Annotated in this window: 16 protein-coding genes; 2 read left to right on the forward strand and 14 right to left on the reverse strand. The window is 40.3% G+C overall.

The genetic code is table 11. The features are described from left to right. Positions 1-84: 84 nt before the first annotated feature. From miaA to miaB, 9 genes are all read right to left on the reverse strand, one after another. Positions 85-987 (reverse strand): tRNA (adenosine(37)-N6)-dimethylallyltransferase MiaA, encoded by a 903-nt coding sequence (gene miaA, locus ACQKOG_RS00620; RefSeq protein WP_427444393.1) that lies wholly within the window; start codon positions 985-987, stop codon positions 85-87. Then, on the reverse strand, positions 974-1,888 hold the full coding sequence (locus ACQKOG_RS00625) for an alpha/beta fold hydrolase (protein WP_370075116.1): 915 nt from the start codon (positions 1,886-1,888) through the stop codon (positions 974-976). The genes miaA and ACQKOG_RS00625 overlap by 14 nt, the downstream gene beginning before the upstream one ends. Before the next feature lie 3 nt (positions 1,889-1,891). Continuing rightward, complete coding sequence (locus tag ACQKOG_RS00630) at positions 1,892-3,538, reverse strand: glycerol-3-phosphate dehydrogenase/oxidase (RefSeq protein WP_427444396.1); 1,647 nt, start codon at positions 3,536-3,538, stop codon at positions 1,892-1,894. Positions 3,539-3,641: 103 nt separating this feature from the next. Further along, positions 3,642-3,842, reverse strand: a complete 201-nt coding sequence (locus tag ACQKOG_RS00635; protein ID WP_427444399.1) for a hypothetical protein — start codon at positions 3,840-3,842, stop codon at positions 3,642-3,644. Between the two features lie 438 nt (positions 3,843-4,280). Beyond that, on the reverse strand, positions 4,281-6,176 hold the full coding sequence (gene mutL / locus ACQKOG_RS00640) for a DNA mismatch repair endonuclease MutL (RefSeq protein ID WP_427444402.1): 1,896 nt from the start codon (positions 6,174-6,176) through the stop codon (positions 4,281-4,283). Between the two features lie 14 nt (positions 6,177-6,190). Beyond that, positions 6,191-8,797 (reverse strand): DNA mismatch repair protein MutS, encoded by a 2,607-nt coding sequence (gene mutS, locus ACQKOG_RS00645; RefSeq protein WP_427444405.1) that lies wholly within the window; start codon positions 8,795-8,797, stop codon positions 6,191-6,193. Positions 8,798-8,917: 120 nt separating this feature from the next. Further along, entirely contained in the window at positions 8,918-9,532 is a 615-nt protein-coding gene (cotE, locus tag ACQKOG_RS00650) for an outer spore coat protein CotE (protein WP_370075120.1), read from the reverse strand. 162 nt (positions 9,533-9,694) lie between these two features. Beyond that, positions 9,695-10,132 (reverse strand): RicAFT regulatory complex protein RicA family protein, encoded by a 438-nt coding sequence (locus ACQKOG_RS00655; protein ID WP_370075121.1) that lies wholly within the window; start codon positions 10,130-10,132, stop codon positions 9,695-9,697. Beyond that, positions 10,133-11,677, reverse strand: a complete 1,545-nt coding sequence (gene miaB, locus ACQKOG_RS00660; protein ID WP_370075122.1) for a tRNA (N6-isopentenyl adenosine(37)-C2)-methylthiotransferase MiaB — start codon at positions 11,675-11,677, stop codon at positions 10,133-10,135. Between the two features lie 201 nt (positions 11,678-11,878). Here miaB and ACQKOG_RS00665 point away from each other — a divergent pair, with 201 nt between their 5' ends. Next, entirely contained in the window at positions 11,879-12,322 is a 444-nt protein-coding gene (locus tag ACQKOG_RS00665) for a hypothetical protein (protein WP_427444410.1), read from the forward strand. Between the two features lie 78 nt (positions 12,323-12,400). Then, positions 12,401-13,201, forward strand: a complete 801-nt coding sequence (locus ACQKOG_RS00670) for a hypothetical protein (RefSeq protein WP_427444413.1) — start codon at positions 12,401-12,403, stop codon at positions 13,199-13,201. On the opposite strand, the gene ACQKOG_RS00675 is transcribed toward ACQKOG_RS00670, so the two are convergent. From ACQKOG_RS00675 to ACQKOG_RS00695, 5 genes are read right to left on the reverse strand one after another with little or no spacing between them, the layout of a single operon-like run. Continuing rightward, positions 13,134-14,156, reverse strand: coding sequence for a histidinol phosphate phosphatase domain-containing protein (locus ACQKOG_RS00675; protein WP_427444416.1), 1,023 nt, complete (start codon positions 14,154-14,156; stop codon positions 13,134-13,136). The genes ACQKOG_RS00670 and ACQKOG_RS00675 overlap by 68 nt on opposite strands. Further along, complete coding sequence (locus tag ACQKOG_RS00680) at positions 14,134-14,922, reverse strand: DeoR/GlpR family DNA-binding transcription regulator (protein WP_427444419.1); 789 nt, start codon at positions 14,920-14,922, stop codon at positions 14,134-14,136. Before ACQKOG_RS00680 ends, ACQKOG_RS00675 begins: the two co-directional genes overlap by 23 nt. Then, complete coding sequence (locus ACQKOG_RS00685; RefSeq protein ID WP_427444422.1) at positions 14,919-15,920, reverse strand: ABC transporter ATP-binding protein; 1,002 nt, start codon at positions 15,918-15,920, stop codon at positions 14,919-14,921. Before ACQKOG_RS00685 ends, ACQKOG_RS00680 begins: the two co-directional genes overlap by 4 nt. Beyond that, positions 15,917-16,702, reverse strand: a complete 786-nt coding sequence (locus ACQKOG_RS00690) for an ABC transporter permease (protein ID WP_370075130.1) — start codon at positions 16,700-16,702, stop codon at positions 15,917-15,919. The genes ACQKOG_RS00685 and ACQKOG_RS00690 overlap by 4 nt, the downstream gene beginning before the upstream one ends. Continuing rightward, positions 16,702-17,544, reverse strand: coding sequence for an ABC transporter permease (locus ACQKOG_RS00695; protein WP_402868032.1), 843 nt, complete (start codon positions 17,542-17,544; stop codon positions 16,702-16,704). The genes ACQKOG_RS00690 and ACQKOG_RS00695 overlap by 1 nt, the downstream gene beginning before the upstream one ends. Positions 17,545-17,731: the final 187 nt, after the last annotated feature.

A 17,731-nucleotide genomic window follows, 5' to 3' on the forward strand; every position in this document is an offset into this window, starting at 1 on the left:
GCCTCCCTATGCTCTCTTTCTACCTCTTCATTCCTATATTAGCACGTTCTACCAATTTAGCAATTAGTGATTTTTAAGAATTAGTTAAAGTTTTTCGTCATTATTAACAAAATATACATCCATTTTGTTTCGGAAGTAAGTTAGTTGTCTTTTCGCATAGCGGCGAGAATTTTGCTTTAAGCTGTCAATAGCTTCATCTAAAGAACATTTCCCATCTAGGTAATCATATAATTCCTTGTAGCCGATTGCTTGTATTGACTGTACACCTCGTATATTTTGCTGCCATAAGCCTTTTACTTCTTCTAAAAGCCCTTTTTCCATCATTATATCGACACGACGGTTAATACGATCATAGAGCACTTCACGTGACATATTTTGCCCAAGCCCTATAATCACATGATTGTAAAGTGGAACTTCTCCACGATTTTGGGCTTCGGATGCCTTTGAAACGCCACTAAGCTCAATCATCTCTAATGCACGTATAACACGGCGAGTATTATTTGGATGAATTGTCTCAGCTGTTTGTGGATCAAGTTTTTTAAGCTTAGCATGCATTGCCTCTGGACCTAATTTCTCCAGTTCTGCATAATAGGCTTTTCGTGCCTCTTCATCTACCTGCTCCTCTGTAAATTGAAAATCAAAGAGTACTGCCTGCACATATAAACCTGAACCTCCTACAATAATCGGTAGCTTACCACTCGCTTGAATTTCTGCAATTTTAGCTCGCACTAATTTTTGATAGTCTGCTACTGAAAAGGACTCTGTCGGCTCTTTGAAGCTTAGTAAATGATGGGGTACACCCTCCATCTCTTCCTCAGTAATTTTCGCTGTACCAATATCTAAGCCTCGATAGATTTGCATGGAGTCACCGTTGATGATTTCGCCATTATATTTTTTTGCTAACTCAATGCTTAGTGCTGTTTTCCCAGAAGCAGTAGGCCCTACGATTGCTACGACCTCTGCCTGCTGTAATTTATCTTGTATCATATTTTTCTAACCACCGTAATAAAACTTGATAGACTGCCTCTTGATTGTCTTCGTTTAGGATTTCATGGCGCTTATCCTCAAATAAGTAAACCGTTACATCCTGTATGCCCGCTTCCGCCAATTGTTGTGCTACAGCGTATACACCTTGGCCTTGTTCTCCGACTGGATCCTTACTACCACTTATCAATAATATAGGTAAGTCTTTTTTTGTTTTGGCTATCTCTTTTTTACGATTTAACGACATAAAACCTGTTGTTAAATCGACAAAAAATTGATTTGTTGGAATAAAGCCGCAATACGGATCATCGATATATTTTTGCACCTCATCTTCTGCTGAACATATCCAGTCATACGCAGTCTTCGAATTTGGGAACTGTTTATTAAAGCTACCAAAGCTCAGCTTATTTAATAACTTGCTCTCCGTATCTTTACCAAGCTGTTTGGCCATTACTTTTGCTACTAGATTCCCCATCGTATGCAATGTTGTAACGCTTCCTGTTCCACAAAGAATCACATTATCCACTTGATCGCTGTACAATTGAATATACCTTCTAGTAATGAACGATCCCATACTATGACCAAATAAAATCAAAGGTACATCTGTAAATTGTTCATGCAATATTGTAACTACTTCATGTGCATCCTCTACGACGCGATCAAACCCATTTTCTTCAGCAAAAAAACCTAGTGTGCCATTATAAGCTGCTGTTTCTCCATGCCCTCGATGATCATGCATTGTCACTGCATAGCCAGCTTCATTTAGGCTATTGGCAAATTTAACATAACGTCCACTATGCTCCGCCATACCATGTAAAATATGAATATGGCCAATACATGGCTTCGATGGCTTTAATGTGCGAGTAAACAGAAAATGGCCATCTGACATTTCAATATAACGCATTGCCTACACTCCTTCCTCCGCAAAGTTTGTTGCATCTACAATAGCTTGCTCTAGTTGAGCGACATAAGTATTTCTTTGTGACTCTGTATAGTTAAAATGTTGTTGCATAACTTGAATGACCTGCTGTTTATAACGTTTTACCGCATCAATATCAAAGTATAATAAGCCTGTTCGACGGATAAAGAAATCACTTGGTGTGTACACCATTTCCGCTTCTATGCCATAAAGTAGCATTGCATGTAGGGCCAGGGGCATCGAACTTCCATGTTCATGCAAATATTTCACCTGGTTATATAATGCATCGACATTCGTGCCATATTTTTGTACAAGCTGTTTTGCTTCATCATAATTTAGACCATACTGAACGCCCTCTTTAGCTTTATACGTACTATAATCAGTGAAATTAATGGCATTAATGCCTTTTGCACCAGAAAGTGATAATTCACGTGTTACACACGGACTTGCGTGCTTATATTTATGGGTTTTCACAATTTTATCAACGATTGTTTCTGCCATTTGACGGTAGCCCGTTAGTTTGCCACCCGCAATCGTCATTAGTCCACTCGAAGCCGTCCATATCTCATCTTTGCGTGAAATTTCGGATGGATCCTTTCCTTTTTCAAAAATAAGTGGACGCACACCTGCCCACGACGATTCTATTGTATCTCTTGAAATATTTGCCGTTGGAAAGACAGTTTTTGCAGCAGCAGTTAAATAGTCAACATCTTCTTGGGTAGCGACAGGATGTACAGGGTCTCCCTCGTAAACTGTATCTGTTGTCCCTACATAGGCTTTACCATCACGTGGAATTGCAAAGGCCATACGCCCATCTACTATATCAAAGTACACTGCTTGTCGTAATGGAAAATCCTTTTGATCAAAGACAATATGAACTCCTTTTGTGAGACGTAATTGCTTTTTGTCTGCTACTTTATCCTTTTGGCGAACCTCGTCCACCCAAGGGCCAGTTGCATTAACGATTTGCGCAGCATGTACTTGGGTCGTTTTCCCTGTAACATGATCTTTCACTTGTACCCCAACAAGCTTTTTCTTCTCATATAAAAATTCTGTCATCTCCGCATAATTTAAACAAAGCGCCCCATATTCTACAGCTTTTTTCAGCACTTCAATTGTCAGACGGGCATCATCCGTACGATATTCAACGTAATAACCACCACCAATAAGCTCATCTCGATTGAGCAAAGGCTCTAGCGCTGCCGTTTCCTGAGCGTTTAACATTGTTCTACGTTCATGCTTTTTAACACCTGCTAATCGATCATATACTTTCAGTGCCATTGATGTTGTAAATGGTCCAAGTGAACCCCTCTTATACGATGGTAGAAGCATTTTTTCAGGTGTTGTCACGTGAACAGCATTGTCATATACAATTTCACGCTCACGCCCAACCTCAGCTACAACACCTACTTCAAGTTGCTTTAAATAACGAAGCCCACCATGAATAAGTTTTGTTGAACGGCTTGACGTGCCAGCAGAAAAATCCTGCTTCTCAATCAAAGCGACTGATAACCCTCTAGATGCTGCATCAAGCGCAATGCCAGCACCAGTAATGCCGCCACCAATGACTAAAACATCAAAGCTATATTGCTCTAAAAAATGCATAATTTTAGGACGATGTTCAAATGAAAACATAACTTTTTTCCCCCATTAGCTATAATTTGAAAATATGTGTAACCTCTATTGCGTATGACAGCCTGTATTACTAGCAATAACTTTAAGCATAGAAATTCTAATGTCATTTGTATAGTTCATCACCATAACGTGTGGTTGATTTCCGTTCCGACTGGGCGCTTTGTAGCTGCCGCTTCGCTTTCGCTACAGAAAACATTTGTTGCTGCCGCTTCGCTTTCGCTACAGAAAACATTTGTTGCTGACGCTTCGCTTTCGCTACACAAAACATTTGTTGCTGCCGCTTTGCTTTCGCTACACAAAACATTTGTTGCTACCGCTTTGCTTTCGCTACACAAAACATTTGTTGCTGCCGCTTCGCTTTCGCACAGATAAAACATTTGTTGCTGCCGCTTCGCTTTCGCACAGATAAAACATTTGCCGCTGACGCTTCGCTTTCGCGCAGAGCAGAGCTTCCTGTGGGCGTCCGATGAGCCGCTTCGCTTCGCTGTAGGGTCTCGGGCCAACAGGATGTTGGTCACGAAGGCGTTATCACAGGACGTGATGCTTTTAGCCTTCGTTCCTCTATATCGCTAATCCCCAAGGAGTCGCCCAGTCTCCACTCCAATCAACTTATGGCATACGTTTTAACAAATGGCATCCACAACTTTTGGTGATGAGTCATTTGTATTATGCTTTACCTATAAAATTCCTTTATGCAGCATGGACTATTCATGTTGTTCATGATTATTATCAGGCGTTTCATCTACATTACCCGTTTAAACATTTTTTCCACTTCATACGTTGTAAAATGTATCAGCACTGGACGTCCGTGTGGGCAAGTAAATGGATTGTCGGCGTTGCGTAAATCTTGCAGTAACGTATCCATTTGCTCTTTCGTTAAATAATGATTGGCCTTTATCGACTTTTTACAGCTCATCATAATTGCTGCTGCCTCACGTAATTTTTTGACGTCCGCCTTTTTAGTTGTCAATACCTGTTCAATTAAGTCCTCAATAATTTCTTGTTCTTCTCCCTTAGGGAACCAGCTAGGATGCTCTCTCACTACAAATGAAGCCTGTCCAAATTCCTCTAAAAATACGCCAACAGCTTCTAACTCCTGTCTATTTTCTCTTAATATAAGAGCCTCGTCAGCAGCATAATGGAAGGTCAATGGAAGCAATAAAGCCTGACGCTCATTTGGGTTCACCTGACCGACCTTTTCACGGAAAAATTCATATTTAATACGCTCCTGAGCAGCGTGCTGATCAATTAAATAAAAGCCATCCTCCATTTGTGCAACAATATACGTGCCGTGAATTTGCCCTACCACTTCAAGCGCAGGAAATGGTTCTTTAGCTAGCTCATCCTCTAGAATTTCCACTGGCTCCTCTAGCTTCAATTCTTCAGGAGGATTCACAAGATTCACTTCTTCAGGAAAATTCACTTCCATCACTGGTGTCGGTTGCCAGCTATCTTCAATGGTAGTAGGGACGGCTTCAGGTTGTGGCACTATAGGGTCTAATGTGTTCGATTCCTGCACTGTTTGCACATCATAAAGTTTTTCCACAATGGCATTCATTTTCTCCACATTAAGCTTTGGTGCTGGTTTCCAAATATTTAACTGCTCCGTCGCAGGCTTTACCACTTTCTCCTTCTTTTCCATTAGCGGTACTCGAATAACGTTGCGGATTTTCTCTCGTATTGTTTCTTCAATTAACTTAAGAAGCTCAGGCTCCTTACTTAAACGAATTTGATGTTTGGCAGGATGAACATTGACATCTGTTAAATAAGGATCCCCCTCTATATAGAGCGCTACAATTGGAAAACGTTCAATAGGCAAATACGTATGATAAGCGTCTACAATCGCTTTTTGTACCAAATAATGCTTCACCCAGCGACCATTCACAAACAACGACATATAGTTTTTCGAAGCACGAGTCACCTCTGGTAATGATACGAAACCGGAAATTTTATAATCATGTGACTCTCCATTGAATGCCACCATTTTTTTAGCATTATGCACACCGTAAATGGCAGCTAATACTTGCTGTACGTCTCCTCGTCCATTTGTTTGTAACAATTGCTGGCCATTATGCAATAATCTAAACGCAATTTGTGGATTTCCGAGTGCAAGACGGTTCATCAGATCAATTGTATGTCCAAGCTCGGTCTGTATTGTTTTCATATATTTTAATCGAGCAGGTGTATTGAAAAATAGCTGTGCCACTGTAATATCTGTTCCCTTGCGCAAAGGGCCAGGTTTATGTGTAGCAATATGCCCACCCTCAAGCTCTAAATACGTTCCTGATTCACCATTAGATGTAATTAGTGTCATTTTTGACACCGATGCAATGGAAGCTAAGGCCTCACCACGGAAGCCAAGGGTACGAATACGAAATAAATCGTGTTCTTGATGAATTTTACTTGTCGCATGGCGAGAGAATGATATTAATGCATCCTCTTCATCCATACCACTACCATTATCAATTATTTGAATTGAAGTGAGGCCCGCTTCTAGTAAAAAAACATCAATGGACGTACTTCCTGCATCAATGGCATTTTCAACAAGCTCTTTTACTACAGAGGCTGGTCTTTCAACTACTTCCCCTGCCGCAATTTTATTGGACAGCCACTCGTCCATAATTTGTATTTTTCCCATAGCGCATCACTCCTTTACTTTTTTGCGTTTACTAGTTGCTGCTGTAATTCGTATAAAATATTCATCGCTTGCATCGGTGAAGTGCCCAGAATATTTACTTTTTCTAGGTTTTTAAGCACCTCTGTCTCTGCTGGAGAGATTACTTCTTCCTCCGTAAATAGTGACATTTGCTTTGGCTGTTCAACAACTGGCTTTTCATCAACTTCCTGTAAGACGGCTACTTCGTTTCTGACTTCGTTTCCAGCTTCGTTTCCGGCCTCGAAGTTTTCAAGCAGCACTTGTGCTCTTGCTAAAATTTCCTCTGGCAATTGTGCAAGCTGTGCTACATGAATTCCGTAAGATTTATCGGCAGCGCCCTTTTTCACCTTATGCAAAAAGACAACCGTGCCGTTTTTTTCAGTAGCCGATACGTGTACATTTTGCAGTCGAGAAAGCTCCTTTTCGAGTGCCGTTAATTCATGATAGTGAGTTGAAAATAGCGTGTTTGCTCCAATTTTGTCATGGATGTATTCCATCATGGATTGAGCAAGACTCATACCATCATAAGTAGATGTCCCACGACCAATTTCATCAAACAACATTAAACTATTTTTTGTAGCATGCGTAATGGCGTGCTGAGATTCTAACATCTCCACCATAAATGTTGATTGTCCCGCAGCTAAATCATCTGCTGCACCGATGCGTGTAAAGATTTGATCTGTAATTGGTAATCTAGCTTTTTCAGCAGGCACATAACAGCCCATTTGCGCCATGACAACAATTAGTGCAACTTGACGCATATACGTACTTTTACCGGACATATTCGGACCTGTAATAAGCATCATATTGTTGTTTTCCTCAAGTACACAATCATTTGGTACATACATTTGCTTATTAAGCATTTTCTCAACAACCGGATGGCGCCCTTCAATAATTTCTAGCGAACGTCCGCCATGAAACTCCGGCTTCGTAAAACGGTATTTCTCTGAAACACTCGCAAAGCTTAATAGTACATCTAGCTCACTAATGCTTGACGCTAATGCTTGGACACGTGGAATAAATACCTTTAATTCATCACGTATTGCCACAAATAAGTTATACTCTAACGTTAAACTTTCTTCCTCAGCATTTAAAATTAACGCTTCTTTTTCTTTAAGCTCTTGTGTAATATAACGCTCGGCATTTGCCAACGTTTGCTTACGTTCATAACGTGTTAAATCTGCTAAATGGATATTAGATTTCGTAATTTCAATATAATAACCGAAAATTCGATTGTAGCCGATTTTTAAGTTTTTAATGCCAGTTTTCACCCGTTCCTCTTGCTCTAGCTGTGCAATCCAATCTTTCCCATTACGAGAAGCATAGCGTAGTTCATCTAAGCGCGCATCATAGCCATCGCGAATGACGTCACCCTCTTTAATTGTAATTGGTGGATTGTCTGTAATAGCACGAGCTAATAGTGCCTCTACATCTGCACACATATCAAGCGCTGCACCTAGCTTTTGCAATGTTTCTTTATCGGTACCAAGTAATTGCTGCTGAATAGCAGGTACTTGACGCAATGAATCACGTAGCTGCGCTAAATCTCGTCCACCAACATTACCAAAAGCTACACGCCCAGCTAAACGCTCTAAATCATATACTTGTTTTAAAGAGGCCTGAAGCTCTGTTCTTACAAAGTATTCCTCTAATAAATCAGTGACGTTTGCTAGTCTTTCTTCTATGGCAGCACGTGAAGCAAGAGGTTGGTGTAACCATTGTTTTAACTTACGTCCACCCATTGCTGTCACTGTATCATCTAACAACCATAAAAGTGTGCCCTTTTGATCGCCACCGCGAATAGACTGAATAAGCTCTAAATTACGCTTTGAGCTAGAGTCAATACGTAAATAATTTTTCATTTCATTGTAAGTAAATGCTTGAATATGTGATAAAGAACGCATTTGTGTTTTATCGATATAAGCGAGCAAACGAAGGCACGCAATTTGCAAATCATTTGGCACCTCATCTAAATAATGCGCGGCTTTATCCATTGTCATTTCATCTGTTCCAATAGAAAGGACGATACCTGCGTTTACTGCATGCTCTGCTAAAAGAAGCTGCAAACTTTCTGTTACAATTAATTCACGAATACCGTATGCTTGCATTTGCAATAAAAGTGCTTTACCGTCGCCCTCAATCGAGGAGGCTACTGCTTCACCTGTAGATAAGTCTAAATAAGCGTAGCCAAATGTCATATCGTCGAATTGCTCCGCAGCACCAATAAAATGATTGGTTTTACCATCAAGCGCCTTACCTTCCATGATCGTACCTGGTGTAATAAGCTGTACAACTTCACGCTTCACTACACCCTTTGCTTGCTTTGGATCTTCTGTTTGCTCACAAACTGCAACCTTATAACCCTTTTGCACAAGAGTTTCAATATAATTTTTTGCCGAATGATGCGGAACGCCACACATTGGAATACGCTCTTTTGCACCCGCGTCCCGGCTCGTTAATGTAATTTCTAAAAGCTGAGAGGCATTAATAGCGTCCTCAAAAAACATCTCGTAAAAATCGCCTAATCTAAAAAATAAAAAGGCATCCTTGTAATCTTCCTTTACCTGCAAATACTGTTGCATCATTGGTGTATATGTTGTCATTTTAAAATTTACCTCGCTCTAACCATATAGATATTTTTATTATAACAAAAGATACATGCGAAACGCTTAATTCACCTTTTTTTAAGATGCTAGCGCTTCGCATGTATAAAATCTTCAGTATTATCTTGGTCGTTCATCAGGAAACGATGAGGACTCTAAAACATACCTACCTTCTTCACTCGAGCTAGACGATGAGCTGGAACTGGAGCTAGATGAAGACGAAGATGAGCTCTCATCAAAGTTCCATTCCTCTTCGAAATCTAGTGGATGTACACTAATGCAAATCGTCGTTTCTCCCATTACCTCTACTACAACTTCACGTTCTACTACGATTTCAAACTTCGTACCACATGGAGAGATGATTGCCTCTATGCAGTTTGGCTCTTGAACGACACGTACACGAACATCATCACCAGTACTCACTTCGCCTTCTCTAAATGAAAGCTTCACTTTGTCTTTATAGTGCACCGTTTCAGAAAACACTGCTGTTTTCGAATGACTACTATAGGCATACCATACATTGACATCAAACTTCCCTGATACTTCTACAAACTTACCGACTTTTTTCGCGGAGCAAGTATGATTGATAACCCAGCACCCGAGTATACTCGTCGGTTTATTCGATGGACTTAATGTTACACGTTCTTCCGTTCTCTTCTTCCCTTTGGCAACTACTGCTCTCGTCACGATTTGTCGTAAACGTTTCAGCGCAATTCCTCCTTTGACTCTTTTCACTCCATCATATGCAGGTAGCGCCTATTGGGTGAACATATATTTTTATAGAATCAAATTACTGACTTTTTCATACTTTTTTGTCTGAATTGCGCTAATTTCTACGAGTATTAAACCCATAAAAATAGCCCGAATGCAGCATTCGAGCTATTACTTCTATTATGTTTATGAGCAGCTGCCTGGTGTTGTATTGGCTACGTATGAGCCAGTTTCTCCACGAAGTAAATCCCCACCAGTTGAGCGGACAATTTCATTTGTAACATTGTTAGCAATTGTGTTCGAAACTAATTGCAATAAATCATTGACATCAACTTGAGATTCTTTAAATTGTTGAACCACTGGGATTGAGTTGATTTCTTCTTCAATTTTTTCGATTTTATCTTCAATTAATTTAAGCGCTTTTTCTTTCCCTAAGTGTTGGAAGTTAACAGCTTGCTTCTGTAGGCTTTTTAGGCCTGCAATACGCTCACGTACTTGTTGGTTTTCATTAATTTGCGCTTCAGCCTTTTTGAAAAATTCAACTTCTGGCGTATTGGCAATCATATGCGCAATTTCGTGTGACTTCTTGATTAAATCATCTTTTGTATATAATACTTGTGACATTTACGCTTCCACCTTTTCATTTTTTACTACTTCTACGAACTCACCACTTAGTGAATAAGAAGTAGCCTCAACTATTTTTACCTTCACTAATTGACCAATTAGATCTGCTGGCGCTTTAAAGTTTACAAGACGATTTTTACGCGTATAGCCAGCTAACACATCCTCGCGTTTTTTACTTGTACCTTCGACTAAGACTTCTACTACTTCACCTTTCAAGCCCTCTAATGCTTTGCGAGAGTATTCTCCTACAACTTCATTTAAACGGTGAAGACGTTCTTTTTTCACTTCTTCAGGTACATTATCCACCATTTTGGCAGCAGGTGTACCCTCTCGAGGAGAATAAATATAAGTAAAGGCCATTTCAAAGCCTACTTCACGGTATAAGGATAATGTCTCCTCAAATTGCTCCTCTGTTTCATTAGGGTAGCCTACGATAATATCAGTCGTTAGTGTTACTTCCGGAATAGCCGCTTTAATTTTCGCTACTAATCCAAGGAAATGCTCACGTGTATACTTACGCGCCATAATTTTTAGCACATCATTTGAACCAGATTGTACTGGTAAATGAATATGTTCAACTAAGTTACCACGTTTTGTAAGAACTTCGATTAAATGATCATCGAAGTCACGTGGATGACTCGTTGTAAAACGAATGCGTGGAATATCAATTTTTCGTAATTCATCCATTAAATCACCAAGTCGATATTCAATATCCTCAAAATCCTTGCCGTAAGCGTTGACATTTTGCCCCAGCAGCATAATTTCTTTATAGCCCGCAGCCGCTAATTCACGAACTTCAGCAATAATCTCCTCTGGACGGCGACTACGCTCCTTACCACGCGTATAAGGTACAATACAATACGTACAGAATTTATCACAGCCGTACATAATATTTACCCAAGCTTTAATGGAACCAAGACGTTTTTTCGGCAGATTCTCAATAACATCGCCTTCTTTAGACCAAACCTCAATGACCATTTCCTTAGACATATATGCTTCTTTTAAAATGTTCGGTAAACGGTGAATATTATGTGTACCAAACACCATATCGACATGTGGATAACTTCTTAAAATTTTATTTACAACGGATTCTTCCTGTGACATACAGCCACAAACCCCAATAAGCATTTCTGGATTTTTACGTTTATATTTTAGTAGGAAGCCCAGTTCTCCAAATACTTTGTTTTCTGCATTTTCACGGATAGCACACGTATTCAGTAGCACTACATCAGCTTCATCAATCACATCTGTAGGCGTATAACCCAGCTGCATAAAAATCCCAGCCATCACTTCCGTATCATGCTCGTTCATTTGGCAGCCATACGTACGAATATAAAAAGTACGCCCCGTACCCACACCTGCAAACTCTTCTGCAATGTTAAAGTCCTTATGGTACTTAACTTCTTCTTTCCCACGTTTTTTAGCATCTTTTAATGAAGGTGCCGTAAAGACCGTTTCAAAATATTTACTATAATCCTTTTCAGGCTTATCTTCTTTTTTTGGTTGATTGACTTGTTGATTTGCTAAGCGTTGTTCTTCATTCATTGCAATCAGGTAACTCCTTTCAAACGAATTCCATACATTTGAATTCCCATTTTACTATTATACTGAATAATGGCAACATCCTACAAGGTTTGCGTACTAAATGTCGCGGTTTAGACTTAATTACGCTTAGCTAGATGAATATTTTTGTTAGGTTGCAGGGGGGATTCGTCAGTTTTGCGGGGGCGGGGGTTATCCATCACTTTGGCGCTTCTATCCATCATTTTGATGGTTCTATCCACGATTTTGACTTTTCTATCCGTCGCTCTGCCGGTTCTTTCCGTCGCTTCCCCGGTTCTTTCCTTCGCTTTGACTGCTACCCTTCACTTCTATAGTTTCTACCGTTGCCTCGTCGATTTTATCCATCATTTTGACGGTTCTATCCACGTTATTGACGGCTCTATCCACGATTTTGACTTTTCTATCCGTCGCTTGGACGATTCCTTCCGTCACTTGGTCGGTTCTTTCCGTCGCTTGGACGATTCCTTCCGTCGCTTCGTCGGTTCTTTCCGTCGCTTTGATTTCTATCCGTCATTTCGGCAGTTCTTTCCGTCGCTTGGACGATTCCTTCCGTCACTTCGCCAGTTCTTTCCGTCGCTTGGACGATTCCTTCCGTCACTTCGCCAGTTCTTTCCGTCGCTTGGATGATTCCTTCCGTCGCTTCGTCGGTTCTTTCCGTCGCTTTGATTTCTATCCGTCATTTCGGCAGTTCTTTCCGTCGCTTGGATGATTCCTTCCGTCACTTCGCCAGTTCTTTCCGTCGCTTTGACTTCTATCCGTCATTTCGGCAGTTCTTTCCGTCGCTTGGACGATTCCTTCCGTCACTTCGCCGGTTCTTTCCGTCGCTTTGATTTCTATCCGTCATTTCGGCAGTTCTTTCTGTCGCTTGGACGATTCCTTCCGTCACTTCGCCGGTTCTTTCCGTCGCTGGATGATTCTATCCACGATTTTGACCTTTCTATCCACGACTTTGCCTTTTCTATCCGTCGCTCTGCCGGTTCTTTCCGTCGCTTTGGCATATCTTACCGTCACTTCGGCAGTTCTTTCCGTCGTTTTGGCATATCTTACCGTCACTTCGGCAGTTCTTTCCGTCGCTTGGACGATTCCTTCCGTCACTTCGCCGGTTCTTTCCGTCGCTTTGATTTCTATCCGTCATTTCGGCAGTTCTTTCTGTCGCTTGGACGATTCCTTCCGTCACTTCGCCGGTTCTTTCCGTCGCTGGATGATTCTATCCACGATTTTGACCTTTCTATCCACGACTTTGCCTTTTCTATCCGTCGCTCTGCCTTTTCTTTCCGTCGTTCTGATCAATCTATCCATCGTTTCGCTGGCTCCATCCTTCACTTTAATGATTATATCCGTCGCTTTGCTCAACCTATCCATCACCTCACCGAAGCCCATCCACCACCCTTCCTAAAAACAAAAAATCACCGAAGATATTCATCAACGGCGACGTTTATTATAGTTCTATATATTGTTTTTCGCGTTGATCAAACCCAACGATCGATTGAACGCCGAAGCTCTTAAGCAAATCTGCATTGGCAAATGTACGTTTGCCTAAATCGTCTGGGAAATGCGCATCTGAGGAAACTGTAAAGGCTACACCGTGTTCAATTAAAATTTGCAAGAAACGGGGGCCAGGGCACATTTCCTTTACTGGATAGCGATAATATAAACCGGCATTTATTTCAGTGGTAGTTTGTGTGGTCACAAGTGCCTTTGCAATTCTTTCATACCAAGAGTCAAGAAAAGCCGTGTCCTTCACTTGATAGTCGAACACTTTAAAGTTGTCTAAATGCGCCACAAAATCAAACATATTCGAGATGATCATTTTTTCTACTGTAGCAAAAAATCGTGCAAAGTTATCCTGTAAGGCTGCTACATCCATGTCCTCAAATATATATTGTGTTTGAGGATTATCAAAGCCCCAGCCATCGACAAAATGGACAGATCCGATGACATAATCCCACGGATATCCTTCTAATAATGATGCTAATTCTTCCTCACCATCGACAAAATAATCTGCCTCAATGCCAAGCTTTAAGGAAATACCATGGCGACTCCACTTTTCCTTTGATCGATTAATAGCTGACACAAAATCATCCATGCTTTCCGTCATCACACGATCAAGCCAGTAACGCTGAATTCTACCAACTTCATTGTCATCTAATTGCATATATCGCTCAAAGTATGCTCGCGTCTCTTTGAAACGATATAGATGGTCGACAATCCCAACCTCGCGCAAACCAAGCTGCTTTGCTTGTTGTAAATATAAATCTAACCATTCTTCACTATAGCACCCATTCTGTAAACGCTTTGATAACTGCTGCATTTGTAGCTCTATAAATGCTTTAGAACCTTTTGTTGCTCCTTCATCCTCATTAAAAAATCTAATTGCCTGAGAAGTACGCTCCAGCCATCGAAATGAATATGGCCCCTCCTCTAAATGTACATGATAATCAATCAGCCGATTTCCCTCCATTGCATACAGTCCACTTTCCCTCATACATTTGCCACTCTAATGGGCAAGATATATCACAAAGAATTTCTGAGTACTCTTCAATGTGACAAATTTGATAAAAGGACTTACCATTTATTTTAGATGCATCCGCTAATAATAAGTTCATCTTGCTACGGTCAAGCATTTTTTTAGAAATTAACGATTCATCCAAATCATAATCGTACACGATACCATCACTTATACCACCACACGATATAAATGCTTTATCAAAATTCATATTTCCTAATAATTCTAATGTCATAGCTCCTGTTACTGAGGATTGCCTTGGATTGGTCGTTCCTCCAAGTAATATAACTTTCCCCGTCATCCGCCGCTCTTCTATAGCCAAATTAAATTGTACAGCTGCAGCGATTGAATTGGTTACGACAGTTATATCGTTGACTGCCAATAAAAAATCTGCAATATGCACAGTCGTTGTCCCTGTATCCACCGCGATAGTATCCCCATCACATATACGACTAGCTGCTAAACGAGCTATATCGCGCTTTGCCTCTTTTTGCATTTGAAGCTTGCGCAAAAATGCTGGTTCATTTCTAACGTTCGTATACTTTACAGCTCCTCCGTGTACTCTCGTTAATAAATGCTGTTGCTCTAGCTCATCAAAATCCCTACGAATCGTTTCTGGTGCCACTTGTAATTCTTCTGCAATATTGGCAACAATAATTTTTTCATCAGCCTCTAATTGTTTTAAAATAAATTCAAAACGTTCAATTTTTGCATATGTCATGATAATGCAATCACATCTTCCCTCGCCACATAGCACACATATTGCTTACCAAGTTCAAACGAATGCCCTCGTTGGTGTAGCTGTTCCATCGTAAAGAGACTTTCACCCTCTAACGTTGTCCGAATAACATTGCCGCTCATTAATGACTGCTTCGCCTCTCCAGTCATACAAACATCCCCCTGCCTCTGATTGAGATGTATGGCTTCTGGTCGAATCGCAAATTTTGAGTATTCTTTTGGCAATGTCTCGCCAATCATTTTCTCAAGGGCTTGACGCTTAAAAACATTGTAATGTCCGATAAAATTAGCGATAAATTCACTTTCAGGGCTTGTATAAATCGCAGTAGGTGTTCCACTTTGTGCAATCATCCCATTATTCATCACAAATATTCTGTCAGAAACAGCCATTGCTTCCTCTTGGTCATGCGTCACTAAAATCATCGTTATACCTAGCTTTTGTTGAATCGCTCGTAAGTCTGCTTGAAGTTTCTTACGAATTTGGGCATCTAACGCACTGAGCGGCTCATCTAACAGCAATACTTTTGGACGTACAATTAGCGCTCGAGCAAGGGCAACACGCTGTTGCTGACCTCCAGATAATTCTTTCGGATATGCATTCGCTTTTTCACTTAAATGCACGATTTCAAGCATTTCTTGAACACGTTGATCCACTTCAGCAGTATTTACTTTTTGCATGCGTAAACCGAAGGCTACATTTTCTTTCACTGTCATATTTGGAAATAGCGCATATGATTGAAACACCATACCAACTTGGCGATCCTTTGATTGAACACCATTCATATCCTTGTCTTCTATGATAATTTTTCCCGCAGATGCATCTGTTAAGCCCGCTAATATACGTAGGATTGTACTCTTACCACAGCCACTCGGACCTAAAAGAGTTATAAATTCACCTTTTTCAATCTTCATATTTATATTTGATAAAACCGTCGTTGATCCATATTTTTTATGAAGTCCTTCAATCACAATATAACTCATAGATTTGTAGCACCTTTCGATCGTTTCGTTAATGTTGCAATAGCGAACGTTAATAAGCCCATAAGAACGATATAAATAAAGACAACTGCACTAGCAATATGTCCACTTGTACTAAGCTTCTTCATTAAATAAATTTGTACTGTTTCAAAGCGAGAACCGACAACAAGATTAATCAGTACAAATTCTCCAAAAAGTACGGAAAACGATAATAATGCACCTGCAAATAAGCCTGGGTAAACAGTAGGTAATAATATTTTAGTAAATGCCTGCACTTTCGATGCTCCCAGTAATTGTGCTGCATCTAAAAGCTGCCGTGCATCTACATTCCGTAAACTATTGCGTGTCCCCTGATAAATGTAAGGTAGGATACCGATAACATATGCCCCTAAAACTACGAGAATCATCGGCACACCAAATTTGCTGTAAACACGAATGAGCCCAACTGCTAAAATAATTCCAGGAAATGAATACACCATCACAACAGCCATCTGAATCCATTTTTCGTATTTTGGAAAATACAACACGATCACAAAAATAGCTGGTACGATAACGAGCAATGCAACCACTACAGCCCCACTCGACAATAAAACAGAACGTCCAAACGCCTGTATAAATTCTGCATCCTGAAATAATGTAGCAAGCCATTTAAATGTTAATCCTTCTGGCAAAATGGTCTTATTCCATTTTGTCGCAAAGGCGTAAAGCATTGTTGCAGCAACTGGCAACACTAAATACACCACTAACAGGAGGAAAAATAAATCAGCAAAGCCTCTTTTTTTCACTATAACTTCCTCCTTGTTTTTGAAATGCTCCATTCACTTAACAGCATCGCCGTCACCATCGTTACTGCTAGTATTACAGCAATAGCACTTGCCAGCTCTGGTTGAGCAAAAATATCTCCCTTAATAAGAGAGCCAATACGAATGGCTACTAAATTGTAATTACTGCTAGTTAGCGCATAGGCTGAGGCATACGCACCCATTGCATTGGCAAACAATACGCTAAATGTTCCAACAATCCCTGGAAGCATAACAGGGATCCCAATCTTCATCCAAAACTGCCAAGTAGAAGCTCCCAGTAATGCTGCTGCGTCCTTCCATTGTTGCTGAATTCCATCATAGATTGGGTATAAAAGCATTAAAGCTAATGGTAGCTGAAAATAAATATAAATCAGTAACAAGCCACCCCAGCTATAAAGAGAAAATGATGATAATGTGCCGATACCCCATTTATCGAATAGCAATGTAAAAAGCCCACTATTACCAAGTAATACGATAAACGCAAAAGCTAACGGAATACCTGAAAAATTTGATGTTAAGTTTGTCAGTATTAAAATTTTCTCGCGCACTGGCTCAGAAAATCTCATAATCGCATAAACAGCAAATAGGGTAACAATTAAGGCAATGACTGCCGAAATAACGGACAGTGTAATACTATTTTTAAAGCCTTGTAAAATGTAATCATTCGTTAGTACAGATTGATATTGTGCGAGTGTAAAACCATCACTATTTTGAAAGCTTGTGATGAGCATATACAGTAACGGTACTAAGAAAAATAACAAGACAAGTACTAGAAAAGGAGAAAGCCAGGCAACTGTTTGCCGCTTCGAAATCAAAACAATCACTTCTTTCTTTATTTAATAGCGGCCATTTAGATTAATGTTGATTTAATCACTTCATTTAGAAGAATTATCACCATAGCGTGGGGTTGATTTCCGTTCCGACTGGGCGCTTTCCTGGGGGCGTCCGATGAGCCGCTTCGCTGCAGGGTCTCATCTGTGACGCTGATCCCCAAGGAGTCGCCCAGTCTCC

Source organism: Lysinibacillus sp. NPDC093216 (assembly GCF_050280325.1).
Classification (GTDB): Bacteria; Bacillota; Bacilli; order Bacillales_A; family Planococcaceae; genus Lysinibacillus.